22 protein-coding genes are annotated in these 22624 nt (G+C 59.5%); 9 read left to right on the top strand and 13 right to left on the bottom strand.

Annotated elements, in window-relative coordinates; genetic code table 11:
- Nucleotides 1–2: 2 nt before the first annotated feature.
- From AB5Z05_RS08545 to AB5Z05_RS08535, 3 genes are read right to left on the bottom strand one after another with little or no spacing between them, the layout of a single operon-like run.
- Nucleotides 3–497: a PTS system mannose/fructose/N-acetylgalactosamine-transporter subunit IIB gene (locus AB5Z05_RS08545; RefSeq protein WP_368151056.1), complete on the bottom strand. Its 495-nt coding sequence runs from the start codon at nt 495–497 to the stop codon at nt 3–5.
- A 9-nt stretch (nt 498–506) separates the two neighbouring features.
- Nucleotides 507–935 carry a PTS sugar transporter subunit IIA gene (locus AB5Z05_RS08540; RefSeq protein WP_368151054.1) on the bottom strand — a complete coding sequence of 143 codons (429 nt, stop codon included), beginning with the start codon at nt 933–935 and terminating at the stop codon, nt 507–509.
- 5 nt (nt 936–940) lie between these two features.
- Nucleotides 941–2707 (bottom strand): class I mannose-6-phosphate isomerase, encoded by a 1767-nt coding sequence (locus tag AB5Z05_RS08535; protein ID WP_368151052.1) that lies wholly within the window; start codon nt 2705–2707, stop codon nt 941–943.
- Nucleotides 2708–2918: 211 nt separating this feature from the next.
- Here AB5Z05_RS08535 and AB5Z05_RS08530 point away from each other — a divergent pair, with 211 nt between their 5' ends.
- Complete coding sequence (locus tag AB5Z05_RS08530) at nt 2919–3926, top strand: LacI family DNA-binding transcriptional regulator (RefSeq protein ID WP_368151050.1); 1008 nt, start codon at nt 2919–2921, stop codon at nt 3924–3926.
- Nucleotides 3927–3947: 21 nt separating this feature from the next.
- Here the strand turns inward: AB5Z05_RS08530 and AB5Z05_RS08525 are convergent, their stop codons facing one another.
- The 4 genes from AB5Z05_RS08525 to fruB form a co-directional block, all read right to left on the bottom strand.
- Nucleotides 3948–4520: a glucose-6-phosphate isomerase family protein gene (locus tag AB5Z05_RS08525; protein ID WP_368151048.1), complete on the bottom strand. Its 573-nt coding sequence runs from the start codon at nt 4518–4520 to the stop codon at nt 3948–3950.
- A 185-nt stretch (nt 4521–4705) separates the two neighbouring features.
- Nucleotides 4706–6442 carry a PTS fructose transporter subunit IIBC gene (gene fruA, locus AB5Z05_RS08520; RefSeq protein WP_368151046.1) on the bottom strand — a complete coding sequence of 579 codons (1737 nt, stop codon included), beginning with the start codon at nt 6440–6442 and terminating at the stop codon, nt 4706–4708.
- Nucleotides 6439–7428, bottom strand: coding sequence for a 1-phosphofructokinase (gene pfkB / locus AB5Z05_RS08515; protein ID WP_368151045.1), 990 nt, complete (start codon nt 7426–7428; stop codon nt 6439–6441). The genes fruA and pfkB overlap by 4 nt, the downstream gene beginning before the upstream one ends.
- A complete protein-coding gene (fruB, locus tag AB5Z05_RS08510) occupies nt 7428–8528 on the bottom strand; it encodes a fused PTS fructose transporter subunit IIA/HPr protein (RefSeq protein ID WP_368151043.1) in 1101 nt (366 codons plus the stop codon). Before fruB ends, pfkB begins: the two co-directional genes overlap by 1 nt.
- 296 nt (nt 8529–8824) lie before the next feature.
- Here fruB and cra point away from each other — a divergent pair, with 296 nt between their 5' ends.
- Complete coding sequence (gene cra / locus AB5Z05_RS08505) at nt 8825–9811, top strand: catabolite repressor/activator (RefSeq protein WP_168769922.1); 987 nt, start codon at nt 8825–8827, stop codon at nt 9809–9811.
- 566 nt (nt 9812–10377) lie between these two features.
- Nucleotides 10378–11571 (top strand): aromatic amino acid transport family protein, encoded by a 1194-nt coding sequence (locus AB5Z05_RS08500; RefSeq protein WP_368151041.1) that lies wholly within the window; start codon nt 10378–10380, stop codon nt 11569–11571.
- Between the two features lie 83 nt (nt 11572–11654).
- Here AB5Z05_RS08500 and AB5Z05_RS08495 read toward each other — a convergent pair whose 3' ends face one another.
- Entirely contained in the window at nt 11655–12173 is a 519-nt protein-coding gene (locus tag AB5Z05_RS08495) for an MltR family transcriptional regulator (RefSeq protein WP_368151039.1), read from the bottom strand.
- A gap of 485 nt (nt 12174–12658) precedes the next feature.
- Between AB5Z05_RS08495 and AB5Z05_RS08490 the strand changes: the two genes are divergently transcribed.
- The 3 genes from AB5Z05_RS08490 (at nt 12659) to AB5Z05_RS08480 (ending at nt 14594) form a co-directional block, all read left to right on the top strand.
- Nucleotides 12659–13216: a hypothetical protein gene (locus AB5Z05_RS08490; protein ID WP_058057663.1), complete on the top strand. Its 558-nt coding sequence runs from the start codon at nt 12659–12661 to the stop codon at nt 13214–13216.
- A gap of 224 nt (nt 13217–13440) precedes the next feature.
- On the top strand, nt 13441–13827 hold the full coding sequence (locus AB5Z05_RS08485; protein ID WP_139443796.1) for an MAPEG family protein: 387 nt from the start codon (nt 13441–13443) through the stop codon (nt 13825–13827).
- A gap of 116 nt (nt 13828–13943) precedes the next feature.
- Nucleotides 13944–14594, top strand: coding sequence for a hypothetical protein (locus tag AB5Z05_RS08480; protein WP_368151037.1), 651 nt, complete (start codon nt 13944–13946; stop codon nt 14592–14594).
- Between the two features lie 119 nt (nt 14595–14713).
- Here AB5Z05_RS08480 and AB5Z05_RS08475 read toward each other — a convergent pair whose 3' ends face one another.
- Nucleotides 14714–16114, bottom strand: a complete 1401-nt coding sequence (locus AB5Z05_RS08475) for a DEAD/DEAH box helicase (RefSeq protein WP_159143705.1) — start codon at nt 16112–16114, stop codon at nt 14714–14716.
- Nucleotides 16115–16462: 348 nt separating this feature from the next.
- On the opposite strand from AB5Z05_RS08475, the gene AB5Z05_RS08470 reads away from it, so the two are divergent.
- Nucleotides 16463–17293, top strand: a complete 831-nt coding sequence (locus tag AB5Z05_RS08470) for a substrate-binding periplasmic protein (RefSeq protein WP_368151035.1) — start codon at nt 16463–16465, stop codon at nt 17291–17293.
- A gap of 111 nt (nt 17294–17404) precedes the next feature.
- Here the strand turns inward: AB5Z05_RS08470 and aroC are convergent, their stop codons facing one another.
- Both aroC and prmB read right to left on the bottom strand, forming a co-directional pair.
- On the bottom strand, nt 17405–18493 hold the full coding sequence (aroC, locus tag AB5Z05_RS08465; protein ID WP_236290099.1) for a chorismate synthase: 1089 nt from the start codon (nt 18491–18493) through the stop codon (nt 17405–17407).
- Nucleotides 18494–18505: 12 nt separating this feature from the next.
- On the bottom strand, nt 18506–19441 hold the full coding sequence (prmB, locus tag AB5Z05_RS08460; protein WP_005360393.1) for a 50S ribosomal protein L3 N(5)-glutamine methyltransferase: 936 nt from the start codon (nt 19439–19441) through the stop codon (nt 18506–18508).
- An 82-nt stretch (nt 19442–19523) separates the two neighbouring features.
- Here prmB and smrB point away from each other — a divergent pair, with 82 nt between their 5' ends.
- The gene (gene smrB, locus AB5Z05_RS08455; protein ID WP_005333198.1) at nt 19524–20048 is read left to right on the top strand and encodes an endonuclease SmrB; all 525 of its coding nucleotides are present in this window, start codon (nt 19524–19526) and stop codon (nt 20046–20048) included.
- Between the two features lie 57 nt (nt 20049–20105).
- Nucleotides 20106–21401: a diguanylate cyclase gene (locus tag AB5Z05_RS08450; RefSeq protein WP_368151032.1), complete on the top strand. Its 1296-nt coding sequence runs from the start codon at nt 20106–20108 to the stop codon at nt 21399–21401.
- 130 nt (nt 21402–21531) lie between these two features.
- On the opposite strand, the gene AB5Z05_RS08445 is transcribed toward AB5Z05_RS08450, so the two are convergent.
- Nucleotides 21532–22140, bottom strand: a complete 609-nt coding sequence (locus tag AB5Z05_RS08445; RefSeq protein WP_368151030.1) for a histidine phosphatase family protein — start codon at nt 22138–22140, stop codon at nt 21532–21534.
- A gap of 31 nt (nt 22141–22171) precedes the next feature.
- On the bottom strand, nt 22172–22558 hold the full coding sequence (locus tag AB5Z05_RS08440) for a GFA family protein (RefSeq protein WP_279490771.1): 387 nt from the start codon (nt 22556–22558) through the stop codon (nt 22172–22174).
- Nucleotides 22559–22624: the final 66 nt, after the last annotated feature.

The following is a 22624-nucleotide window of genomic DNA, read 5'->3' as shown; positions in this document are numbered from 1 at the left end:
CCCTATTTCAGCTTTTTCTGGGCATCTGCCCAGCTGTAGTGACTGGCATCCGGTACCAGCCGAAAGTCGATCTCGTGGCCAAGGTTGGCCAAGTAATCAAAGGCGGCGATCTCCTGCACCGTCACCGACTGGTTGGGGCCTATGGTGGTAGTCTGCTCGCGGGCACTCATGGGCCCGACGTTGATCTTGCCGTTGAGATTATCCAGGGAGATCCCGGCGGCGCAGAGGCGCTGCAGGGTGACCGGCGACTTGCCAATCACGAAGTAGCGCTTATCACTGGCGATCACCTTGGGCAACTTGGTAATGGCGGTCGCCACATCAAACAACCACACCTTGGTATCCGACACTGCCCCCGTCATCACCTGAGAGAGCAGCGGATCGGCCGCCACCTCATCATCGATCGCGACGATACCGTCACAGGGCAACTCTCTGGCCCAGCGGGTCACCAACTGACCGTGGATCACCCGATCGTCAATGCGTACAAATGAAATCGCCATCTCGCTCTCCTAGAAGTTGTCATCTTGCTGGTGCACCGCCGGTGCGGCGATCACCATGGATTCCAGAGCCTGTGCCAGCAACTGGCGGGCCGCTTCGTGCACATCGGTCGCTGCAAGCCAGTCGGCACTCATCAGCAGCATGGGAAAATTCACCCCGGTCACCACGGCTACCGGCTGCGGCCATGCGGGATCAAATGCAAAGCGGCATGCCACGTTGTAGGGTGTGCCGCACTCCATGTCGCACAGCACCAACACCCCGTCAGACCCCGCGCCATGACGGCGCAGGGTCTGTTCAAACTCGGCGCGAAACGCCTCTATTCCCCCCTCTTCGGTCAGAGAGACTGTGGCTACGGCGGGCAACTCGCCGTAGACCATATTGGCGCTGGCCAGCAGGGCCGGCGCCAGTGAACCATGGGTTGCGATAAGGATCCTCAGCATCTTGGTTACCCCCTCACATAGGCCTTGATGGTGGCAATGGTCTGCCCTTCACTCTCGCCACTCGGGCGGATACGATAGCGCCCTACCGACGCCGGTACGATAAAGGTCTCGGCATAGTGCACCACGAAGGGGGCGAAGGCGTTGTCCGGGCTATCTACCGTTGCCTCCCGACCCTCTATCAGGTTGAGCACTTGTACAGTGCCGCCGGTGTCGTGCTCTACCGGCACGCTGAACCAGTGGCGACGAGTCTCGATAAATTCACGCTCATGCAGTCCGGTGCGCTCTTCACGCCACCCTTCCCCTTCGGCGATGGGCTCGATGCGATTGACCAGATGTTCACGGGTCCAGTCGGTGTCGCGCTCCCACTGGATCACCTTGCTGCCGTGCGCCAGATGGATGGGGCGCGGAATGCCGTCGAGCCCGACCCGACCCCAGTCCCACAGCTTGAAGGTGAAGATGTAGGGGGTGGCGCTGATCTCGAGCACCATGGCCCCCTCTCCCGAGCAGTGGACGGTTCCGGCCGGGATCAGAAAGTGATCATGTTTACGGGCCGGAAAACGGTTGATGAAGCGCTCGTCATCGAAAGGCTTCTCGCCGCGCTGGGCGGCAGCCAGATCCGCCAGCATCGCCTGCGGGTCGATGCCGGTGCGGGTACCGAGATAGACACAGGCATCCGGCTTGGCATCGAGCAGGTAGTAGCTCTCGTCCTGGGTGTAGTGCATGCCGAACTCCTGCTGGATGTACTCGGTCAGCGGATGCACCTGCAGACTGAGCGGCTGCCCCCCCACCGTGTCGAGAAAATCGAAACGGATCGGGAACTCGGCGCCAAAGCGAGCGTGTACCCGCTCCCCAAGCAAGGCGCTGGGCTGGCACAGCACCAGGTTTTGCGACGGGATCTCCACCCGCACCTCGCCAATGCGCAGGTAGAGGCTGTTCTCTTCCGGTACGCAATCAAAGCACCAGGCATAGTTGGGCTGAGCCGGGTCCAGATCGCACACCTGCTTCATCCACTGCCCGCCCCAGACCCCGGGGTCGAAGAAGGGCACCACCCGAAACGGCTGGCGCGCGGCCTGATGCAACCCCACCAGCAGCGCCTGCCCCGTCACCAGGGTCGGCTTGCCTCGGGTGTTGGTATCGAGCAGGAAATCGATGGTGGGCAGCTGGGCCAATTTATGGCGATCAAACACTCGCCACTCGATGAAGAAGGCCCGCTTGTAGCGGCGCAATATGTCCTCTTCGGTGTTATCAGCGCCCCAGTTGCCAATCTCTTTACGGCGCAGACGCTGCTGGATCTCCCAGCGGGCAAGATCGGCATAGACCCGCACATCCCCTCTCGCCACCAGCGAGGCGCCGCTGCCCATCACTACCACCAGGCCACGGGTTATCTCTGCGACCTGCCGCTGCAGGCTAGCCAGCGCGGCCGGGTCAAAAAACTCCACCATCTTGTGGGGAGCCAGCACACCAAAGACCCGGTCGTCGGTAATGAAGCGCTCCAGCATCGCCAGCACTTTTGATTCGGGCAGACGGGCCTGCTCCACCTCGATGAGCGTGTGGGGCCCAAGCCTCGCCAGCAGCTGGCTACGCAGCTCGTCCTGATCCACGCCGTGATAGCAGTCGATCACCAGCACCACCTTTGCCCCACCTTGCCCGTCTGCCGCGGCCTGCAGTCGCCGGGCTATCTCGTGCCAGCCGGCACAGGCGGCGCCCTCATGGCCGGCGACCACCACTTCCGGGAATTTGTCGTAGTTGGAGACGTAACTCGAATGAATCATTGGCTTGCTCTCTCGTTGACACCTACGAAAGAGATAAATCGATTAACCTGTTAACCACAACCTGATAAACAAGATTAACCTCATAAAATGGTGTATTTGATCGCCAAGATGGGCGAAATATGTGATCATGACGGCAATTTCATCATGGCAAGTGAACAAGAAAAGGTTAATCGATATACCTTGAGACCTACTCCCTGACAGGATCCATCCCATGAGCAATGTGACCGTTGCCGACATCGCCCGCCATCTGGGGGTGTCGACTGCCACCGTCTCCATGACCCTGCGCAACAAGGGGCGCATCTCCGAGCACACCCGCCAGCGGGTACTCAGGGCCATCGACGAGCTCGGCTATGTCTACAACCAGACCGCCGCCAACCTGCGCAACAAGAGCAGCAACCAGGTCGGTCTGTTGCTGCACGACATCACCAACCCCTTCTATGCGGAGATGACGGCGGGCCTGAGCCGGGAGATGGAGCATCACGATCTGATGCTGTTTCTGGCCAACAGCGAGGAGTCGGCCACCCGGCAGCAGCAGTTCACCGACTCGCTGCAGCGCAACAACGCCGCCGGCATGGTGATCTGCGCCACCCAGACTACTCCCCGCAGCTTCTTCGAGAGCCTGCAGCGCCGCCGCATGCCCACCATTCTGATCGTGCGGCCGGTGCCGGACGTGGCGATCGACTTCGTCGGTACCGACAACTTCCTGGGCTGCCAGCTGGCGACCGAACACCTGCTGAAGCTGGGCCACCGCCATATCGCCTTTGTCGGAGGCAACCCCGTCTCCATCAGTCGCTCTCAGCGCCTCGGCGGCTACATGAGCAAGTTGCTCGAACACGGCATCTCTCCAAGACCGGAGTGGATCATCGGCTGCGGCGCCAGCCGGGTGGAAGGCACCCGTGCCATCGCGGCGCTGCTGCAACAACATCCCGAGGTGACGGCGGCGGTCTGCTATCAGGACGTGGTGGCGCTCGGCGCCATTCTGGGGCTGCGCAAGCTGGGGCGAGTCATCGGTCAGGACTTTGCACTGGTGGGCTTTGACGATCTGCCGGAAACCGCGCTGGTGGATCCGCCCCTCACCACCGTCTCGGTGGCGTCGCGGGAGATCGGCCGAAAAGCTGGCGAGCTGCTGCTCGAGCGGATGGCCGGCAACGACGAACCGGCCAAGAGCATCATCCTGCCCCCCACCCTGGTGGTGCGCCAATCCTGCGGCAGCCCCTAGCGGGCCGCCGCACGCGCGGTTTCAAGTGGCTTGCCCAGCAGAAGTGACGATGCGGGGCGTGCCATCCTCCCCGGCCAGCACCCGCAGGCCAAAGCCGCGCGCTCCCAGCGCTTCGTAATCGTGACCGGCGACGGCGGGCCAGACCGCCAGCGCCGAGAGCTGCGTCGCGCCGGTGTTGATGAGTCGATGGGCCACATGGCCTGGGATATGGTGAACGCTGCCGGCAAAGACCTGCTCCAGCCGGCAGACACCGGCCATATCCTGCAGCAGCAACAACCCCTGCCCGCACAACCCGAAGTAATATTCCGCCTGCTCGGCCCGCGCATGGAGATGACCGCGGGTCATGAAGAACTCCTGGCCAACCCGGCCCGCCGCCAGATAGGTGACCCCCATGTTGAGATCCCCCTCGCCGCCATGGCCGGGCAGCATGGCGACCCGATAGAGCCGGGTATCAGGCAAAAACGCCGCTTCGGCGTGCGGGTCGGCAAAAAGCCCCTGCAGGTCAGCCAGGGTGGTGCTCTTTTCCACCAGCTCGGCGCCGCCGAGTTTGCCGGTCGCAAAATCGAGAATGGGGGGGATCATGGGGGTCATCATCAGCTCCTGGGGATCGGGTTATCGGCAGGCGCAGCGGCGCCCTTCGGGGTTCCACGCTAGAGGGTTAATCCATTAACCACAAGCCAGGTTGCCCTACCCTCGTCACTTTTTTGGACAATAAATTGGGGCAATAAAAAAGCGGCCCAAAGGCCGCTCTCTTGTATGGCGTGTTGCTGGCTGGCGGCTTATGCCGTGGCCAGCTTGGCCTGCTCTTCACCGCGCTTGAGCATGGCGTAGGAGACACCGGTCAGCAGCGAGCCTGCCGCAATCGCCACGATATACATCATGACGTTGCTGATGGCGTGCGGGATGAACAGCACAAACAGACCGCCGTGGGGCGCCATCAGCTCGCAACCAAACAGCATGGAGAGCGCACCGGTCAGGGCGCCACCCACCATGCAGGCCGGGATGACCCGCATCGGATCCTTGGCGGCAAACGGAATGGCCCCCTCGGAGATGAAGCACAGACCCAGCACGAAGGAGGCCTTGCCCGCTTCCTGCTCCGCCTTGATGAACTTGGTGCGGGCCAGGAAGGTGGCGATCCCCATCCCCAGTGCCGGCACCATACCGGCGGCCATCACGGCAGCCATCGGGGCGTAAGTTTTGGAGGCCAGCAGGCCGACCCCGAAGGCGTAAGCCGCCTTGTTGACCGGGCCACCCATGTCGAAGCACATCATGGCGCCGATGATGACACCCAGCAGCACGGCGTTGGCGGATCCCATGTTGTTGAGGAAGGTGGTCATGGCATTCATTATGCCGGCCACCGGACCACCCACCACGTAGATCATCACCAGGCCGGTAAACAGGCTGGCAAAGAGCGGAATGATCAGGATGGGCTTGAGCGCTTCCAGGGTCACCGGCAGGCGCACCTTGTCGCTCAGGTACTTGGCGCTGTAACCGGCCAGGAAACCGGCGACTATGCCGCCAAGGAAACCGGCGCCCAGCGAGCTTGCCAGCATGCCGCCGATCATGCCGGGAGCGAGACCCGGACGGTCAGCGATGGAGTAGGCAATGTAACCGGCCAGCACCGGGATCATCAGGGCAAAGGCGGAGCCGCCACCGATCTTCATCAGAGCCGCGGCCAGAGTGCCTTCCACCTTGAACGCTTCAATACCGAATACGAACGAGAGCGCGATGATGAGACCGCCCGCCACTACCATCGGCAGCATGAAGGAGACGCCGGTCAACAGGTGCTTGTAGGGGCCTGCTTTTTCCTCTTTCTTGGGCTGGCTGGCGCTGCTGTGGCGATAGGTTTTCGCCTCGTTCCAGGCCTTGTCGAGCTCGGCACGGGTTTTCTTGAGCGCTGCGCCTGTGCTGGTGCGATAGACCGGCTTGCCGTCGAAACGAGCCATGTCCACCTCGATGTCGGTGGCGAGGAATACCAGATCGGCGGCGGCAATCTCCTCGACGGTCAGGGCATTCTGGGCACCGACCGAGCCTTGGGTTTCGACGCGGATCTGATAACCCAGCTGTTTGGCCATGGTCTCCAGCGCTTCTGCCGACATAAAGGTGTGGGCCACCCCAGTCGGGCAGGCAGTCACCGCCACGATGCGCTTGCCAGCGGCGGCCGGTTTGGCGGCAGCATTGGCAACGGCGGAGACGGCTTGATGACGATAGACACTGGCGCCGCTGGCGGCTGCCTCCAGCAAGGCGGCCGGATCCTGCAGGGCGAGATCCATGCTGCCCTGATAGACCTGCTTGCCATCATAGGCAGCGAGATCCACCGGAGCACTGGCGACAACCAGCACCAGGTCGGCCGCGGCAATCTGCTCTTTTGAGGGGATCTGGCGCGGTTGCACACTGGAGCCGACGTCGAGGGTGAGTTCCCAGCCAGCCAGTTTGGCCTGCTGTTCTATCCGTTTTGCAGCGAGAAAGCTGGTGGCAATGCCCGCCGGGCAAGCCGTAACCAAGATTGCTTTCATTGGGCATCTCCTGAGTTTTCCATTGAGGGGGTATGGCATTGAACCGGTGCCAGCGCATCCAGACGCTCTACGCGCACCTGTTCAAGTAAAGGGTTGAGCACATTGATATCGTCAAAGCCGACTGCGACCTGACTGACCGCCAAGGCCGAGACGGCGGTGGCCAGCCGCAGGGTCTGCTCCGGCGCCCAGCCAAGGCTGAGACCATGGGCGAGACCGGCCACCAGGGAATCGCCGGCACCCACGGTGCTGACCACCTGCATCCGCGGTGGAATCGCCTGCCAGACGGCATCCGGGGCAAACCAGATGAGGCCATCGGCGCCGTTGGAGATCACCACGTTGGGGATCCCGCTGGCCTGCAGCGCGCGGGCACACTCAACCTGATCGCTCAGCGTCTTGATGGGGCGGCCCGCCCACTGGCTCAGCTCCTCCAGATTGGGTTTGACCAGGGTCGGCGCCGACTTGATCCCTTCGCTTAAGGCCGCGCCGCTGCAATCGAAGATCACCTGCTTGCCCTTGGCCTTGAGCAGCCGGATCAGATGGGCGCAGTAATCGGGAGCCACCCCTTTGGGCAGGCTGCCCGCCAGCACGAACCAGTCGGCATGAGGTGCCAACTCGTCGATGGTCTGCTCCAGCTCGCTCACCTCCCCTTGCTGGATGGTGAGCCCCGGCAGGTTGAGATCGGTGACCCGACCAGACTGCTCGGAGATCTTGACGTTGATGCGGGTGCTGCCCGCCACGCGCACAAAGTGATCATCCAGCGCTCGCTCGGCAAACAGGGAGACAAAACTCTGTTCATTGTCAGCGCCCAGCCAACCGGTGGCGCCCACCTCGCAGCCCAAGTCCTTGAGCACCATGGCGACGTTGATCCCCTTGCCCGCCGCGCGCAGGTTGGCCTCGCTCACCAGATTGACCTCACCCAGGCTCATTGCCTCGAGGCGAGTAGTGAGATCGAGGGCCGGATTGAGGGTGATGGTGACAATCTTCATCAGTGTGCCCCCTCGCCGAGACCAGCGGCGATCGCCTCACCGATCCCCTTGAGGGCGGCTTCGGCATCAGCCCCTTCGGCGCGAAACGCCAGACGGTGCCCGCATTTGACCCCAAGGCCGATCACCTTCATCAGGCTCTTGGCGGAGACCGCCTCGCCGCTGCCATCCAGATTGGCAACCCGGATATCTGATTCAAACTCTTTGGCCACCTTGACCAGCATGGCGCCGGGACGGGCATGCAGGCCGTGGGGGTTGATGATGGTGAAGGTTTCACTAAGACCGCTCGCTGGCCCTGCCTGCAACATGGCCAACCCGTCGCTGCCCGCCAGCGTAGCGAGTTGGCCGGCAGCCGCCAGTTTGGCCAGATTCTCCAGTTGCGGCAGATGGCTGCTATCTGCGGCGCACAGCAGCAGCATGGAGCTGACCGGCAGCACCCCTGCCGTGAGGGCGCTACTCGGGGTGGCCAGCACCCAGCCGGTCTGGGCCGCTTGTGCTCGAGCGAGCCAGACGCCCTCACCCAGATAGGCGGGATCGCTTGCCAGCAGGGCGCTCACCATGGCGGCATCACCCCAACCGGCGGACTTGGCGCGGGCGGCCGCGCCCAGCAGCAGCTGGTCGCGATCATCGGCCGGGAAGTCGGCCAGGGTCAGGTATTGCACCTCTTTGGCGGCAGTGGCGCCGGTCAGGATATTGATGATGGTGTCGGCATCGGTGGCCTCTTTGAGCTGGGCTGCCGCCTGCTCGTCACCCAGCACATGGGTGAGCTGGCGCAAGATGCCCAGATGCTCGTCTGACTTGGCGGCGATGCCGATGGCGACATAGGCGATCTGCCCCTCATCCCACTCGATACCATTGGGGAACTGGGCCACCATGACGCCTGTGCTCTTCACCAGATGACGGGTATCGGTGGTGCCGTGGGGAATGGCGATGCCGCTGCCAAGATAGGTGGCATGCTGCGCTTCACGAGCCAGCATCCCATCCACATAGCCCGCTTCCACCAGACCGGCTTCGGTCAGTTTGCCTGCCAGCAGAGCAATGGCGTCCGACTTGGTTGCCACCGACTGTCCCAGCAAGATCTGCTCTCGCGCCAACTTCAACATAGAGACTCTCCATCAGGTTCCGGCCGCGCCGGTACGTCACAATTGAACATTCGGGTAACTCGCCAGCTGACAATAGACCCGAACACGGTTGACTGTGATCGGAGCCTGATTTTCAGGCCACTGGGTCTCTTCGTTGCTGACAGGCTGAATCGTTTCACTTACACTCAGACTGAATCGTTTCAGCGAATTGATCAAGTACCCACAAAGAGTGCTTTTCAATGATATGATCCCGCGCACACTTTTCGGTGCCCTCACCCGGCAGTGACCGTGGGCCTTGCAACTCAAACAGAGCCAATATGATGAAACTGGATGAAATCGCCGCCCTCGCCGGTGTCTCGCGCACCACGGCAAGCTATGTGATCAATGGCAAGGCCGACCAATACCGCATCAGCCAGGCCACCCGCGACAAGGTGATGGCCGTTGTCACCGCCCACAACTACCAGCCGGATAGCCGTGCCGCCTCCCTTCGTGGCGGCCAGACCAAGACCCTCGGCTTTATCCTGCCCGACCTTGAGAACGCCAGTTACGCCAAGCTGGCCAAACGGCTGGAACAGGGGGCCCGGGCGCAGGGATATCAGCTGCTCATCGTCTGCTCGGAGGATGATCCCGCCACCGAAAAAGAGCTGGCCCAGATGCTGGTGAGCCGCCATGTGGATGCCCTGCTGGTGGCCAGCTGCCTGCCCCCGGACGACCCCTTCTACGGCAAATTGCAGGCGCAAGGCAGCCAGATCCTCGCCATCGACCGGGCGATGGCCGCCGACAAGTTCGTCACCGTCGCCAGTGAAAACGAGAAAGCGAGCTTTGATCTCACCAGCTCCCTGCTCACCCCGAACTTACGCCATATCGCCTTGATCACCGCGCTGCCAGCACTCACGATCAGCAAGGAGCGCAAAGCCGGTTTCGAGCAGGCGGTCGCCAGTCACAGCGCGGCTCGCCACCTGTGCGAGGGAGATCACTTCTCGCGCACCGAGGGGTATCGCCTGATCAAACATCTGCACCAGCAGCTGGGTCAGCTGCCCGAAGCGCTGATCACCACCTCCTACATCCTGATGGAGGGGGTACTGGACTACCTGCTGGAGCAGGAGACCGATATGAGCCAGCTCGCCATGGCCACCTTCGGGGACGATCGGCTGCTCGACTTCCTCCCCTTTGGCATCAACTCCCTGCCCCAGCAGCACGACGCGCTGGCGAGCCAGGCGCTGGAGCTAGCGCTCAAGGCGGTAAATGGCGAATACCAGAGCGGGCTGCACTATGTGAGCCGCACCCTCAAGCGCCGTCGCTAACCTGACCGCAGCAGACCCGATTTGCTGTCAATGGGTGGGTAAAGCGAACAGATGACAATAAGGCTGCCAGCATCGGCCGCCTTATTGTTTTTCCCCACAACCCTACCCGCCCGCTTTGCTTTTTCTACCGTCTGGCCGACTAAACAACCGGCCGCCACCCCCCTGTTGTCCCTCAACGCCACGCCAGCGTTCATACAACGCCCTCCCCGCTCCCCTATCTGCGCTGCTGCCACTTGGCTGACCTGTATCAATGAGCCCCTGCCAGTCATTTTTTCGGTGCTTTTTTCTGCAATTAGCCATCACTGTCATCATTTATTTCCACTTGTTGCCACAAGCCAGCACAAAATCCGTATAAAAGGGGTTGTTTCCGCTATTTTGATCCGCTAACGTGGCAACCATCTTTTACAACTGACAGGTTTTAGGTACAGATGTTCCCGTTCCGATATTGCTAGCCTCCGGCCCTATCACCGGAGGCACCTTCTGATAACGCCAATTGGCCCCCTCTTGTTGACGTCACTGCTGACATCGCCTGTTTGCACTGACACCGCTACGTTCGGATGGATAACATGAATACCAAAACCCTGGGTTGTACCCTGTTGATTGCCGGCACCACCATAGGTGCCGGCATGTTGGCCCTGCCGCTGGCATCCTCCTCCCTCGGCGGCCCCGCCACCCTGATGTTGATGGTCGGCCTCTGGGCCCTGATGGCCTTCACCGCCATGCTGCAAGTAGAGGCAAGCCTCAACACCGGCAAGTGGTACCTGCACCAGCTGGCGGATCATCTGCTCGGCCCCTGGGGCAAGCGCATCGCCTCCTTCTGTATCCTGATGCTGTTCTACTCGCTGGCCTCCGCCTACATCAGCGGCGGTAGCAGCCTGCTGGCACAGGCGCTGGCCGATGCGGGCATGACCCTGAGCCAGGAGCAGGCCGCCTGGGCCTTTACCCTGCTGTTTGGCGGCATGGTCTGTGTCGGCACCCGCTCGGTGGATTACCTCAACCGGCTAATGTTCACCGTCAAACTGGTGATCATGGTGGTGGTGCTGGCGTTGCTGCTGCCCCGCACCGAAGGGCAGCATCTGCTCTCGATGCCGCTGGGTCAGGGCCTGTTGCTTGCGGGCCTGCCGGTCATCTTCACCTCGTTCGGCTTTCACGGCTCCATTCCGAGCGTGATGCTCTACCTCGGTGACTGCCCCAAGCAGTTGCGTCGGGTCTTTGTCTGGGGCTCAGCCCTGCCGCTGATCCTCTACGTGCTGTGGCAGGTGGCGATCCTCGGTCTGCTCGGCCAGCAAGCCCTGCTGCAAACCGGCGGCGCGCTGGACAGCCTGCTGGCCAACGTCGGCAAGCTGGTGAGCTGGCCTGCGTTTAATCAGGCGATGCACCTGTTTGCCGATCTGGCACTCGCCACCTCCTTCCTCGGGGTAACGCTGGGGCTGTTCGACTTTATGGCCAAGGCAACCCGCCGCAAGGACAACTGGCAGGGCCGCACTCAGACTGGCCTCATCACCTTCGTGCCGCCATTGCTGTTTGCCCTCTACTTCCCGCAGGGCTTTATCATGGCCCTCGGCTACGCAGCCATTGCGCTGGCGATCCTCGCGGTACTGCTGCCGGTGGCGCTGGTGTGGCAGAGCCGCAAACAGGCGCCTGCCCACCACTACCGCGCCCCGGGTGGCGCAGTGGCGCTTGGAGTGGCCGCCGCCATGGGCGTGCTGATCGTCGGCGTCCAGATCAGCGTCAGCCTTGGAATACTGCCAGCGCTGTAATCCCCGATACTGAATGCCCCAAATAGCAAAGCCCCGCCAATCTGATTGGCGGGGCTTTTTACACTCAACTAACTCCATTTAATTCATTTTTTCGAATGGTGACGTCCAAAACCGGATTTATTTGGCCAAGTACGCATCTTCCTTTTCTCTTCTATGATGTAACTTTCTCGCCATAACCAATCACCCAATAAATTAGCTACGGTATGATTTAGTCGCACACGAGCGGTCTCATCACTAAAAGGTAACTTTTCAAGCTGGGCCATTACCTTAGGATCATTAAAATCAATGCCATTCCAAGCATGTCCATACATATTTCGAATTTTCCGTATTGCCTCAACTTCAGAAAACTCTTGTTCTTCTATTAGTCCAAGTGAATACGCGGCCAGAATGCGAGAACTAAATGTACCTAAAGGAGCATTAAATCCTTCAAGTAATTTTTTACTTTCTGTAGAGTCTATAAGAAAGGCAGAAATCATACCCGCGAGCACCTCATCAAGAATAGAGCCTGCCATCAACACAGCCCCTCTATCAGACTCTTTATAAAAATCATTCAAGAATGTTGCGAGTCGCAAAATTTCAGGTGGTGTATCTTCCCAAGCCATTTACCCAATCTCCAATTTTTAAAGTTAGTTAAAAATACCATTTAATACCCACTAAATATTGGAAAGCCAAGATGGTTCCATTTTTCTCGTTATGATTGATTTGCTATCAAAAACTTCATATCACAAAAACGCCAACAATACCTCATAGCAATCAATAATAATGTTATCTATTTGTAATTTACCGAGTCTCAACATCATTATATTTTGACTGGGATTATATCAAACGTATATCAGCTTAGTGAGTGAAAAGTTATTTGTCATGCTGATTTCGTTCAGTCTTTTGATAATAATCAGCTGTGGAGCGAATGAGAATATGCAAGCACATTAACACCAGCTCTTGGCCCCTCCATCAGCCATGCCCCCCCCAAACCTTCAGCTATATACCGACCTTTTTACTACCCAACCCTGAATAATCAGTTCAAAAACCGTTCATGCCCCTTCGCTACACTGCCCGCTCGTTTATCGCTATCAGGAGTTTGAAAACAATGATGTTGCACCTCAAGAAGAGCACCCTTGCCCTCGTCCTGCTTGCCGCCAGCGGCGCACTCAGCGCAGCCGAAATCGCCAACAACAATATTACCGAGGCGGAGATCAAGGCCGCGCAGGATGGTTGGGGCGCGGCGCTCATCAAGATCAGCGATGACTATCGCGCCGGTGGGATTGAGCGCGCCAAGGCGACTGCCGAGTCGGTGCTCGACAGCGCCTATGGCTACCAGCAGGGGCCAGTGCTGTTCAAACCCACCCTCGCCGGTGGCGAGCAGACCTTTCGCACCAACCGCGAGGGGGCGCTGGCCTACTTTGTCGGCAACAACAGCGCCTACCCCACCGACAAAGGGTTCGCCCTGAAAAACTGGCAGAGCTATCGCTATGACAATGCCGCCGTCTATATCAACGGCGACATGGCGCTGACCATGGGCAAGGTGCATCTGGTAGATCGCGACAACAAGGAGACCACTGTCGACAAGACCTGGGGTTTCAAGAAGGGGGATGATGGCAAGGTGCGCATCGTGCTGCACCACTCCTCCCTCCCTTACGAGGGGTAATGACGGGGCCCTGCTCTGCCCACCATCAATATGATCAATAAACAGCCCTGCCACCTCGGCAGGGCTGTTTTTTTGCGCCTGCGCTGGGCCGATGGCGAGTGAGTGGATGACAGTCGTGCTAAGGCAGTTTGCTGCTACCCTCAAGGCAAACCATTGAGATGCCGAGCAATATCGCGTCTCTTAACACCAACCACTCGATATCATCACACAAGGAGCCAGATACCATGACCATACTGCCTGTTTACGCAGCCCTGCTCGCCCTGCTGTTTGTGTTGCTGAGCATTCGTACCATTCGCACCCGCCATAGCCGCAAGGTGGCGCTGGGGCACGGGGATGATCCCGCCATGTTGCGCGCCATGCGGGTGCATGCCAACTTTGCCGAGTATGTCCCCCTCGCCCTGCTGCTGATCTATTTCGTCGAAACCGGCAGCCATGCCCCCTGGCTGGTTCATTTGCTGGGGAGTGCCTTGCTGCTTGGCCGCCTCTGCCATGCATTTGGCATGAGCCGCACGCCGGAGAACTTCCGTTATCGGGTTGTGGGAATGGGGCTGACCTTCACTGTGATCCTGGTGAGCGCGGCCCATATCCTGATCACGGCGCTGCTCCCCTGACCCGGCCGTCACGAATAGCTGGCGAAGCGGTCTGGCAGCCATCCCCATCGGCTATTCTTTACTGCACAGATAGTCGCAACAGTTCTGCTTGAACAAGCCCGATTCAGGAGTGCGATATGAAGTGGATTGGCTGGTTATTGCTTGTCGGGCTGATTCCCGTTGCCCACGCAACCCCGCTAAAGCTGGCGGCAGCGGTCGAACACACAGCGATATTGCGCCCTTTTATTCATGACTGGTTTGGCCGGGCCGGCATCGACTTACAGTTGATCCCCTGCACCTATGCCCGCTGCGAAAAGTTGATTGAGGCAGACCATGCCGTCGATGGCGATATGGCCCGGATAAAGGGCTTTGATCAGACCTATCCCCACTTGCTGCAGATCGGTGCCCCCATCTCAGAGGTGGCGATTTATGGTCAGCCAAGGGATAACCCGAGCTGGCCCCCTGCCAAGGATACCGTGATTGGCTGCCTGCGTGGCATCCAGTGGTGCGAACGCTTCCTCGGCAACTATCAGGTCATCTGGTTGAACGATGAGAAGCAGGGGCTTGCCCAACTGCATCGAGGCAAAGTGGATTGGCTCATCAAGATGCGGCCCGCCTCTCAACCTGCACTGGCGTCCCCCTGGCAGAAGATCACCAAAGAACAGGTCTTTCTCTACCTCGATAAAAAGCACCGCGCGGAAATTGCGGCCCTGCTCAAGGTACAGCTGGCGTTTATCAATAACGGCCGCTGGCTGGCGATGCAAAAGCAGTACCTCTCCGCCATCTAGCGTTGCTCTCGCTGCACCACACAGTGCCGATTGCATGGCTGAAAAAACAAAAAGCCCTGCCAGATTGGCAGGGCTTTTTCAGTCAACCGCATAGCTGGGGAGTCAAGCTCCCGAGCCGCTTACTGGTTGTGGGTAGAGCGACGTGGACGACGGGCCTGAGCCGGTTTGCCAGCGCCATCAGCCGGACGCTGACCACCTTGCGGCTTGGGCTTGCCACCGTTACCGGTACGTGCACCACCCGCATTGCCATTGGAGGCGGAACGACCGGCACCTTGACGCAGGCCTTGACCTTGCGGACGCGGCGCACGGCGCTGCTCGCTCGGATCACGAGGCTCTTTGCGCAGCGGCGCACCGATACCACGGGCGATGTTGTCGAGGGTCTCGCGGGAGGCTTCAAAACCGGCCACCTGCTCGCACGGAATGTTCTGCTTGGTCAGACGCTCGATCGCCTTGATAAGCTTGCCTTCATCGGCAGCAACCAGCGAGATGGCGTGACCGGCAGCACCGGCACGGCCGGTACGACCGATACGGTGCACGTAATCTTCCGCCACGTTCGGCAACTCGAAGTTGACCACTTGCGGCAACTTGTCGATGTCCAGACCACGGGCGGCGATGTCGGTCGCCACCAGCACCTTGACGCTACCATCCTTGAAACCGGCCAGCGCGCGAGTACGGGCACCCTGGCTCTTGTTACCGTGGATGGCGGCGGCGCTGACGCCGTTCTTGTCGAGGGTCTCGGCAACACGGTTGGCCATGTGCTTGGTACGGGTGAACACCAGTACCTGCTGCCAGTTGTTGCTGGTGACCAGATGACTCAGCAGCGCGATCTTGTTGGCCTTGTCGCACGGGTGCACCAGCTGCTCGATACGCTCGGCAGTGCTGTTGCGCGGGGCGACTTCAATGACAGCCGGGTTATCCAGCAGACCAGTGGCCAGTTCACGGATCTCGTCGGCGAAAGTGGCGGAGAACAGCAGGTTCTGGCGCTTCTTCGGCATCAGGGCCAGGATGCGGCGGATGTCGCGGATAAAACCCATGTCGAGCATGCGATCCGCTTCGTCCAGTACCAGGATCTCAACTTCGTCGAACTTGACGGCGTTCTGGTTATAGAGATCCATCAGGCGGCCAGGACAGGCCACCAGCACGTCCAGACCACGGCGAGTCGCCATCATCTGCGGATTGATGCTGACGCCGCCGAACACCACGTGGCTGCGCATCGGCAGGTGTTTGCCGTAGTTACGCACGCTCTCGCCCACCTGGGCCGCCAGCTCGCGAGTCGGGGTCAGAACCAGCGCACGAATGCGGTTCGGAGAAACCTTGCGCTTGCTCTCCATCAGACGTTGCAGCATCGGCAGGGTAAAGCCTGCGGTCTTGCCGGTCCCTGTTTGAGCCGCCGCCATCAGATCGCGGCCAGCCAGAACGGCGGGGATCGCTTGCTGCTGAATGGGAGACGGGGTGTCGTAGCCTTGTTCGGCAACGGCACGCAACAAGGGTTCGGCCAGACCGAGGGAAGTAAAACTCATAATTACCTGCTAGAGATAGGGGCGCCGGGGATTTGTGGTGGGGCTCCTCTGCTGAGCCGATGCCATCTCACAAGATCTGGGCCTATTGAGAAAACAACGATTTCCCCGGGGAGCAGAGCAAAGGGGAAAGAATAGAGGCGCAGTCTAACGGAGTTGCCCGGGATAAACGAGAAAAATGTGATGCTCCTCCCAGCACGAACAGAAAATTCCCCTCCTGCCCCCCGAATAATCCCGTTGATTGATGTAGCACGCACCACACTATTAACTGGCAACACAATATCAGCCCTCGCAGGCATGGCTCGCAGGGCAAAAGCATGGGATAGAAGAACACAATAACGAGGTTTAACTATGACCACGTCATATCGTCCCCGCGGCAGCTGGCAGGCAAGGATTAGCCTGCTGCTTCTGCTGCTAAGCCCTGCACTGCAGGCCAGTCAGACCCTGACCGTGGCCTGGAGTCACTGGCCCCCCTTCAGCCAAATCAACAACCGAGGTGAGCTGGATGGGCTGGATGTCAGCCTGACCCGCCAGATCCTTACCCAGGCGGGCTTTGCCCCCAAGTTTCGCGAGCTTCCCTGGGCGCGGGCACTGCATCTGGTAGAACACGATCAGCTGGATGTGGCGATGGCCGCCCTCCCTCTGCCGGAGCGCCAGAGCTATGCCCGCTTCTCGACCCCCTATCGCCAGAGTGCCTATGTGCTGCTGAGCAATGACCCTATCCCGGGCCATCAGGATCGCTGGGCGCAACTCGATAATCTGCCCGCGTTGTGCAACGAGAAAGGGCTCAAGATAGGCAAATTGCGCGGCACTCGCCCCATGCATCAGATGGATAGCTGCCCGGCGCTTAAAATGGCGACCGAATACAACGCCGATGAGCGGATGATCGATCTGCTGCTGGCTCGCCGCCTCGATGGCATCATCATGGAGTGGCAATATGCTCGCTACCGGCTGGCCCAGCTGGGGGCCGAAGAGTTTATCAGCTGCCAACTGCTGCTACACCACCAGCCGGTCAGTCTGATGTTTGCCAAGAACAGCGTGAGCGAAGAACAGATCCTCAAAGTCAACGAGGCCATTCATGCCTTGCCCAAACCCCACAACAAGTTCTCGCCCCCCAGGTGTCGCCTCAATGCCGATCCGGGCGCCGCGGATCTGCTGACCCGCACCCTCCGCAAGCATTGACGGGATAAGCCGCCACCTGAAATAGCAAAGGCGACCCGAAGGTCGCCTTTTTGGTATTGTCGAACTTGTTCCCCGAACAGGGAACGCTCAGTCGATAAGCAGCAAAAGCGATCAGCGCAGCTGCGGGGTATGGGTCAACACCCCCTGGTTCTGGGCGCGATGGCGCAGCAGGTGATCCATCAACACCAGCGCCAGCATGGCTTCGGCGATGGGCACGGCGCGAATGCCGACACAGGGATCGTGACGACCCTTGGTGATCATCTCGATTGCCTCGCCTTCGGTATTGATGGTCTTGCCCGGCACAGTGATGCTGGAAGTCGGTTTGAGCGCCATGCTCACCACGATATCCTGACCCGACGAGATCCCACCCAGAATGCCGCCCGCGTGGTTGCTGGCAAAGCCTGACGGGGTCATCTCGTCACGATGCTCGGAGCCTTTTTGCTCCACCACCGCAAAGCCGTCGCCGATCTCCACCCCTTTCACCGCATTGATACCCATCATGGCATGGGCAATGTCGGCGTCGAGACGATCAAACACCGGCTCACCCAGGCCCACCGGCACATTGCGCGCAATGACCTGCACCTTGGCACCGATACTGTTGCCCTCTTTTTTCAAGTCGCGCATGTATTGATCGAGCTCTTCCAGCTTGCCCGCATCGGGGAAGAAGAAGGGATTCTGCTCAATCTGCGCCGCGTCAAACGCCTCGGCCTTGATGGGGCCGAGCTGGGAGAGAAAACCGGTGATCTCGATGCCATGCACCTGTTTGAGGTACTTCTTGGCAATGGCCCCCGCCGCTACCCGCATCGCGGTCTCGCGTGCCGAGGAGCGACCACCGCCGCGATAGTCCCGCTGACCATACTTCTGGTGATAGGTGTAGTCAGCGTGACCCGGCCGGAACAGATCCTTGATGTCGGAGTAATCCTTGGAGCGCTGATCGGTATTCTCGATGAGCAGCCCGATGGAGGTGCCGGTGGTCTTGCCCTCAAACACCCCGGAGAGGATCTTCACCTCATCCGGCTCGCGGCGCGGTGTGGTGTAGCGGGAAGTGCCCGGCTTGCGCCGATCCAGATCCCCCTGCAGATCCGCCTCACTGATCTCCAGCCCAGGCGGGCAGCCATCAACCACGGCGCCCAGCGCCAGGCCGTGGCTCTCGCCAAAGGTAGTGACCCGAAAGAGTTGACCAAAACTGTTCCCTGCCATGCGCGCTCCTGCTTAGTTCTTGTAGATGGCGAAATGATCCTGATACTGCACCAGCTCGTCACGGGTCATCACAAAGACGCCGTGACCGCCGTTTTCGAATTCAACCCAGGTAAAGGGGATCTCGGGGAACTGCGCTTCCAGATGGATCATGCTGTTGCCCACTTCGACCACCAGCACGCCGTTATCCTTGAGGAAATCTGCCGCATGGGCCAGCAGACGCTTGGTCAGCTTAAGACCATCGGAGCCGGACGCCAGCGCCAGCTCGGGCTCGTGACGGAACTCGTCCGGCAGATCCGACATATCTTCGGAGTCAACATAGGGCGGGTTGGAGACGATGAGATCGTACTTGTCGCCCGCTGGCAGATCGCGGAACAGATCGGAGCGGATCGGAATGACCTGCTGCTCCAGCCCGTGATCGTTGATGTTGCGCTCAGCCACGTTCAGCGCATCGATGCTGATGTCGATGGCATCCACTTCCGCTTCCGGGAACTCGTGGGCCATGATGATGGCGATACAGCCGGAGCCGGTGCACAAGTCCATGATCCGGGTCGGTTCATGTTTGAGGAAGGGTGCGAAACGGTTGGCCACCATCTCGGCAATGGGGGAACGGGGAATGAGCACCCGCTCGTCCACGTAGAACTCCCAACCGGCATACCAGGCCTTGTTGGTCAGGTAGGCGGCCGGTACCCGCTCCTGTACGCGGCGGATAATCAGCTCGGCGATACGGTGACGCTCGCTGCTGGTCAGACGGGAGTGGCGCATGGCCGGGTCTACATCCGGTGGCAGATGTAACGCGGGCAGTACCAGCTGCACAGCTTCATCCCAGGCATTGTCGGTTCCATGACCGTAAAAAATCCCGGCGTCGTTGAAACGACTCATGGCCCAACGCAACATGTCCTGGATGGTGTGCATCTCGGCAACCACCTCATCGATAAATATCTTGTCCAAATCCACCTCCAAGTCGAGTAATATCCGGCCCGAGCCCCGTTTACGTTGCGGGCAAGACGCATACCTAATACATGAGCATCTGATGAAAAAAACGCCCTCACCGACAGACGAGGAAACCCTGCTGTTCCGCGATGCGATAAAAGGTACCCGGAAAATCAAGCAAGATACCATAAGGGCCGAGTTACGCCCGGTCAAGCAGAAACGCGAATTGCGCGAAACCCGCGAAAAGCTTGGGGTTGACCACTATTTCAGCGATGAGTATCAGCCCCATCTCGACGATGATGGGCCGACCCGTTACGTGCGGGAAGATGTGTCAAAATTTGAGCTGAAAAAGCTCAAACGGGGCATTTATCCGCCGGAGATCTATCTCGATCTGCACGGCATGAACCAGCAGCAGGCAAAACAGGAGCTGGCCGCCCTGCTCACCCTCTGCCAAAAAGAGAACATTCACGTCGCCTCGGTGATGCACGGCATCGGCAAACATATTCTCAAGCAGCGCATTCCCAGCTGGCTGGCCCAGCACCCCAATGTGCGCGCCTTCCATCAGGCCCCCCGCGAATGGGGCGGCGACAGCGCCATTCTGGTGTTGCTGGATATCGAAGAGTAGTTAGCCAAACGACCACACTATACTGAATATCAATATGTTATTCGCCGTGGAGGTCGCATGTTTACACAGGGTTCCCATGCCGGCATAAAGTCATCTCTCGACGCCATCGGCGCAGCCGTGGCGGTGTTCAGCCTAGACAAGGATGATCACTTTGTGCTGGTCTCTGCCAACGATACCTTTGCCAAGGCGTTCGAGCTGGATGTCCTTGGCAGCATTGGCAAACAGCTGAGCGAGATGTTTCCCCGCTACATCACCAATACCATCGAGCCGCCAATGCACGAATGTGTGCGCATGCAGACAGGGCTCGAGAGCGAGCTGCCCATCGACAGCCTCTCGCGCACCAGTTGGTGGCGCTTTATTCTCTCCCCAATCATCCCCGAGCAAGCCCGGATCAACCGGATCATCGTCACCGCCATCGATATCACTGCCAAAAAGCAGCTGGAAGAGGCGCTCACCACCAGTCGCCGTCGCTTCGAAGCGGTGGTCAACTCCGCCTATGACGGCATCATCAGTGTCAGCAGCGAATCACGCATCGAGCTTATCAATACCGCCGCCTGCGAGATGTTCGGCATCGACGAAAGCTATCTCGGCAAGCGGCTGGAAACCCTGCTTCCCCAGCGTTTTCGCGCCAATCACGAAACCTATTTCAAAGCCTTCAGCAGCTCCCCCATCAATTCGCGCCCGATGCATGCCCGCGCCTCGGTGATGGGTCTGCGCCGCGACGGTAGCGAATTTCCGCTGGAGGTGACCATCGCCAAGATCAATCTGGGCCCGACCACCGAGATGACCGCCATCTTGCGGGATATCTCGGAGCGAGCCCGACTGGTGGAGGAGTTGAAGGTCGCCGCCACCACGGATCCCCTGACCGGTATTGCCAACCGGCGCCGCTTCAACGAGCTGGTCAACGCCGAGATGCAGCGCTGCCAGCGTTTCGGCCATACCATGAGCCTGCTGCTGATCGATATCGACCACTTCAAGGAGATCAACGATACCTTTGGCCATCAGCAGGGGGATTTGGCGATCCTGAGTCTGGTGAAGCGGATCAGCAAACAGCTGCGGGAGGTGGACATGCTGGGTCGCTGGGGTGGCGAAGAGTTTATCGTGCTGCTACCGGAAACCTCCCTCGAGCTCGCCTGGGCCAGCGCCGAGCGGATCAGGCTCGCCATCGAATCCCAGCACCATGCACTGGAGGGGGCTCTTGAGATCTCCCTCACCATCAGTATCGGGATCAGCGCCAGCAATGGTAGCCATGACACTGTAGAGAAGATGGTCAGACGAGCCGACACCGCCCTCTATTTGGCCAAGAAACAGGGGCGCAACTGCTGCCGCAAAGAGGAACCGGAGCCGACCTGATGGCGCACGCCCCTGCCCTCTGGTGACACTGCTAACCTTTGCCTGCAGAGATAACCAACCGCAACGAATACAAAAGACAGCGCTACTCTCTTCGGTAGCGCTTTTTCTCGTCATGCTTTTGGTGCACTTTTCAATCACAACCATCAAGGGGACGGCTAAAGCGCAGTGGGCCACCATCATCCAGAGAGAGCCTCACCGACAGCATGCCGCCGTTGGGCAATTGCCATTCAAAGAAGTCATCAAAACCGGCAATCGTTACGGCGCGGATCACCTTGGCGACCACACCGTGCGCCACCAGCAGTATCCGCTCCCCTTGCATGGTCGAAACAAGTTCCGTGAGTCCCTGCGAGACCCGAGCAATCACCTCATCAATGGTTTCACCACCGGAAGGAACGTCAGCCCAGCGCCGGGTGATATTGCGCGCCCACAGTTCGGGATAGCGATCCCTTGCTTCTGCCTGCGTCAGCCCTTCAAACAGGCCGACATCCCTCTCACGAAAGGCTGACACAAGCTCCACATGCAATCCCAACTGACGAGACAAGATGGCAGCGCTCTCCCTTGTCCGCAGCAGGGGTGACGCCAGCAGCCGATCGAACGGGGCCTGAGTGGCCGCTACCTCGTCAGCCAATCGGGCAATGTGCCTCTGGCCACTCTCATTAAGCCCGATATCCAGTGCACCTTGATACCGTCCTTCCGCATTGGCTTGCGTCTCACCATGGCGGATAACGACCAGCTCCATGCCAACCTCCTTTGTTGGGGCTACCCTGGTTTTACTTCCCTTTGCGATAACGGGGATGATCGTCCTGGATCGGCAACCAGGGCTGTTGGCTGTCGGTATGGATGTGGTAGGTTGGCGCAACGGCCTCTGGATTATCGAGAGAGGCGATAGCCAACGTGAGGTACTCAGGGTACTGGGTGCTGCGATACGTGAGGGTGGAGCCACACTTGGCACAAAATCCCCGTCTGATAAAATCTGAAGACGCATACTCGGTCGGTTTGCCGCAAAGCCACTCTACCTGCTTGATGCGAAAGTCCATCCAGGCCCCGACCGGTGCACCCGTGGTGCGCTGGCAATCCCGACAGTGACAAAAATCGGCCGCAAAAGGTGCAGTCAGCACCTCATAACGAATCGCCCCGCAATGACAACCCCCCTTCATCTTGCCCCCTTGTTGCAATTTTGCACAAGCCAAAGAGATTACCAATATAAACCGGCCGTTTATATC

Source organism: Aeromonas sp. R2-4 (genome assembly GCF_040908365.1).
GTDB lineage: Bacteria > Pseudomonadota > Gammaproteobacteria > Enterobacterales > Aeromonadaceae > Aeromonas > Aeromonas veronii.
This window is presented reverse-complemented; position numbering and strand designations above follow the sequence as displayed.

Coding starts and splice junctions, on each gene's coding strand:
- AB5Z05_RS08470 (WP_368151035.1), top strand. CDS start 16,463: ATGACCACGTCATATCGTCCCCGCGGCAGCTGGCAGGCAAGGATTAGC.
- AB5Z05_RS08450 (WP_368151032.1), top strand. CDS start 20,106: ATGTTTACACAGGGTTCCCATGCCGGCATAAAGTCATCTCTCGACGCC.
- AB5Z05_RS08525 (WP_368151048.1), bottom strand. CDS start 4,520: ATGATGACCCCCATGATCCCCCCCATTCTCGATTTTGCGACCGGCAAA.
- AB5Z05_RS08540 (WP_368151054.1), bottom strand. CDS start 935: ATGCTGAGGATCCTTATCGCAACCCATGGTTCACTGGCGCCGGCCCTG.
- AB5Z05_RS08500 (WP_368151041.1), top strand. CDS start 10,378: ATGAATACCAAAACCCTGGGTTGTACCCTGTTGATTGCCGGCACCACC.
- AB5Z05_RS08535 (WP_368151052.1), bottom strand. CDS start 2,707: ATGATTCATTCGAGTTACGTCTCCAACTACGACAAATTCCCGGAAGTG.
- AB5Z05_RS08480 (WP_368151037.1), top strand. CDS start 13,944: ATGAAGTGGATTGGCTGGTTATTGCTTGTCGGGCTGATTCCCGTTGCC.
- AB5Z05_RS08545 (WP_368151056.1), bottom strand. CDS start 497: ATGGCGATTTCATTTGTACGCATTGACGATCGGGTGATCCACGGTCAG.
- AB5Z05_RS08530 (WP_368151050.1), top strand. CDS start 2,919: ATGAGCAATGTGACCGTTGCCGACATCGCCCGCCATCTGGGGGTGTCG.
- smrB (WP_005333198.1), top strand. CDS start 19,524: ATGAAAAAAACGCCCTCACCGACAGACGAGGAAACCCTGCTGTTCCGC.
- AB5Z05_RS08490 (WP_058057663.1), top strand. CDS start 12,659: ATGATGTTGCACCTCAAGAAGAGCACCCTTGCCCTCGTCCTGCTTGCC.
- pfkB (WP_368151045.1), bottom strand. CDS start 7,428: ATGAAGATTGTCACCATCACCCTCAATCCGGCCCTCGATCTCACTACT.
- AB5Z05_RS08495 (WP_368151039.1), bottom strand. CDS start 12,173: ATGGCTTGGGAAGATACACCACCTGAAATTTTGCGACTCGCAACATTC.
- AB5Z05_RS08445 (WP_368151030.1), bottom strand. CDS start 22,140: ATGGAGCTGGTCGTTATCCGCCATGGTGAGACGCAAGCCAATGCGGAA.
- aroC (WP_236290099.1), bottom strand. CDS start 18,493: ATGGCAGGGAACAGTTTTGGTCAACTCTTTCGGGTCACTACCTTTGGC.
- AB5Z05_RS08485 (WP_139443796.1), top strand. CDS start 13,441: ATGACCATACTGCCTGTTTACGCAGCCCTGCTCGCCCTGCTGTTTGTG.
- AB5Z05_RS08440 (WP_279490771.1), bottom strand. CDS start 22,558: ATGAAGGGGGGTTGTCATTGCGGGGCGATTCGTTATGAGGTGCTGACT.
- fruA (WP_368151046.1), bottom strand. CDS start 6,442: ATGAAAGCAATCTTGGTTACGGCTTGCCCGGCGGGCATTGCCACCAGC.
- cra (WP_168769922.1), top strand. CDS start 8,825: ATGATGAAACTGGATGAAATCGCCGCCCTCGCCGGTGTCTCGCGCACC.
- fruB (WP_368151043.1), bottom strand. CDS start 8,528: ATGTTGAAGTTGGCGCGAGAGCAGATCTTGCTGGGACAGTCGGTGGCA.
- AB5Z05_RS08475 (WP_159143705.1), bottom strand. CDS start 16,114: ATGAGTTTTACTTCCCTCGGTCTGGCCGAACCCTTGTTGCGTGCCGTT.